Source organism: Microcoleus sp. Aus8_D2 (assembly GCF_036702665.1).
GTDB lineage: Bacteria > Cyanobacteriota > Cyanobacteriia > Cyanobacteriales > Microcoleaceae > Microcoleus.
This window is the reverse complement of record NZ_JAUBUN010000035.1, coordinates 1-2779: the sequence shown is the minus strand read 5'-3', so window position 1 is coordinate 2779 and position 2779 is coordinate 1. Positions and strand designations below refer to the sequence as shown.

General features: G+C 43.9%; 2 protein-coding genes. Both read left to right on the top strand.

Annotation, left to right across the window (positions count from 1 at the left end; genetic code table 11):
* Window positions 1–181: 181 nt before the first annotated feature.
* Window positions 182–1855, top strand: a complete 1674-nt coding sequence (locus QUB64_RS23500) for a glycosyltransferase family 39 protein (protein WP_333266485.1) — start codon at window positions 182–184, stop codon at window positions 1853–1855.
* A gap of 165 nt (window positions 1856–2020) precedes the next feature.
* On the top strand, window positions 2021–2500 hold the full coding sequence (locus tag QUB64_RS23495) for a hypothetical protein (RefSeq protein WP_333266483.1): 480 nt from the start codon (window positions 2021–2023) through the stop codon (window positions 2498–2500).
* The last annotated feature ends 279 nt before the right edge of the window (window positions 2501–2779 follow it).

Below are 2779 nucleotides of genomic sequence, written 5' to 3'. Positions count from 1 at the left end.
GACTTCAGTCCTTTCCCAGGCTATTCAGAAAGAAGGACTAAAGTCCTCACTACAAACCTTTCGTTCGTAGTGAGGACTTCAGTCCTTTCCCAGGCTATTCAGAAAGAAGGACTAAAGTCCTCACTACGAACCTTTTGTAGAGTGACATCAAAAAAAATCTGCGGGATTCGCTAGTTATAAAATGGAATCTAATAAAAATCGCGATCGACTAAATTCTCACAACCCTCCACTCGACAAGTGGTTGCGATTTTTAATTATAGCCGTATTAGCGATCGGCATTTTGTTTCGCTTTGTCAATCTCGATCGCAAATTTTACTGGATCGACGAGACATATACTTCTCTAAGAGTTTCCGGCTACACCGAAGCCGAAATGCTCAAAAATATTTCGTTCCCCAAAATAACTTCGCCCTCGGACTTACAAAAATACCAGCAGATAAATTCCCAAAAAAAATTAAGCGATACCCTGAATTCCTTAGCAACAGAAGACCCCCAACACCCGCCGCTGTATTACGTACTAGCGCGATTTTGGGCGCAATTGTTCGGTAATTCCGTTGCAGCAATGAGAAGTTTGGCCGCCGTCATTAGTTTGCTAGTATTTCCCGCCATTTATTGGCTGGCTTGGGAGTTATTTGAATCTACCGCTGTGGCGTGGATCGCGATCGCAATTTTTGCCATTTCTCCCTACCACATCTTGTTTGCCCAAGAAGCCAGACAGTACAGTTTGTGGACATTAACTACTATTTTATCCAGTGCAGCTTTGCTGCGAGCAATGCGCCCCGAGTCAACTCAAAATAATCTCACCCTCATTCTTTCCTGGGCGCTTTACACAGGCACAGCCACACTGGGATTGTACACCCACTTGTTATTTATCTGGGTAGCCGCAGCCCACGCCATCTACGTCGCAGTTATCGCCAACTGGCGCGATGTCAAAACATTTATTGCCTATTATGCAGCAGCAATGGTCGCCTTAATCGGCTTCATGCCTTCCCTCGTAAATACTGTAGAAAAATTCGAGCAAGTTAGAAGTACCACAGTATGGGCAGAACAGACAAATTTTCTCAGATTAGTCACCAGGTGGGTGGGCGCCGTCAGCATCGGATTTTTTGATATTGGCATTGATGGAAGTGCCAGCGCCACCCAACTAGCCTTAGTCATTCCCGTTGGCATCATTATTTTAGTTTTAGTCGGCTACGCCCTTTATTTTCTGTGCCGGCAAACACCAAAACGGGTTTGGTTATTGATATTGTTGTTAATTGCCACAACAGCCTTATTTTTGGCAGTGCCAGATATACTTAAAGGTGGCAGGCGATCGACAAATCCGCGATATTTAGTTCCTTGTTATGTCGGAATTCAGCTAGCAGTTGCTTACCTGCTGTCTGCGAAAATTAGCAACAATTTTGATAACTTAAAACCGCAAAAACTGTGGAAAATAGTCATAGTTGCACTGTTTTGTGCAGGTATCATCTCCGGTGGAGTTAGTTCTGGGGCCGATAGTTGGTGGAATAAAGGCAGCGGCTGGCTGCGCGCCGACTTAGAAGTCGCTGCGACTGTCAATCAAGCCAGCAATCCGCTGATTGTCAGCGATGCGAATATAGCATACATCATGCCTTTAAGTTATCGCCTGCAACCAAAAGTTAAACTGCTAGTCGAACCGCGCTGTTACACTTCTTGCTACCAAAATCGAGAGTTGGCACGGAAAAAACCACAAGCCCCTAAAGTTCCCGGCGGTTTCAGTGAGTTGTTTTTATACAGACCATCCTCAGCTTTGCGATCGGCAATTGAACAGCAAAACTATCAAATAAATCCGGCGGTTGGTAATGTCGATATCAATCTCTGGAAAATTACCAAAAAATAATCTGCAAGGATTTAGGCAAAAAAAACCCGGTTGTTGCCAAAAAATGTCTGGTTCGCCGCCCAGCAACGGGGTTTTTGGAAGTATGTCCAGAGTAGAGTTCAATAAAGCTGCGTTTCGCGGTAAACTAGAAATTAAGAATAACAAAAATAACATCAAAAATCTCAAATGACATCAACTGAAACCTCGAATATTCGCAGACTGCTGTGCGATCCAGACTTAGGGCTGATTCCTCACTTAGAAAAATCCCTGAAAGACTTACACTCGTCTGCGATCGCCAATGGAGAGAAATTTAAGGTAGAACCTTACGAGATCGAACTCAAAAGCTGCCACACTCAGAAGCATCCCAACGACCAAAAACCCCTTGTCACTCAGTCAGTGTTAATCAAAATCCCCCTGACTGGGCAAGTTCAAGACAAGATGCACCTCTATCTGATCGCCAGTGAGTTGCAGAACCAAATCGATATCAAAATTATCGACTGGAGTGCCTTAGAACGCCGCCAATACGACATTCACGGCATCCCCTTAAAGCAGCCGATTACCAAAATAGATGGGGAGATGAATTACGAGTTAGTATTCGATCGACCAAGCTACTGCTGCATCACTCTGTGCCGCCAATTTGACTTGACTTACGCGGCCAATTATTAATATCGGAGTCGTCGGTTGACGCCGTAACTACACACAATTAGGACTAAAGTCCTCACTACAAACTTGATTATAGGTTCGTAGTGAGGACTTTAGTCCTTCTTCATACAACCCTAAGAAAGGACTAAAGTCCTCACTACAAACTTGATTATAGGTTCGTAGTGAGGACTTTAGTCCTTCTTCATAAAACTCTAAGAAAGGACTGAAGTCCTCACTACAAACTTGATTATAGGTTCGTAGTGAGGACTTTAGTCCTTCTTCATAAAACTCTAAGAAAGGACT

Excerpts from the sequence above, each read along its gene's own strand:
- QUB64_RS23495 (WP_333266483.1), top strand. The coding sequence starts at position 2,021 with ATGACATCAACTGAAACCTCGAATATTCGCAGACTGCTGTGCGATCCA.
- QUB64_RS23500 (WP_333266485.1), top strand. The coding sequence starts at position 182 with ATGGAATCTAATAAAAATCGCGATCGACTAAATTCTCACAACCCTCCA.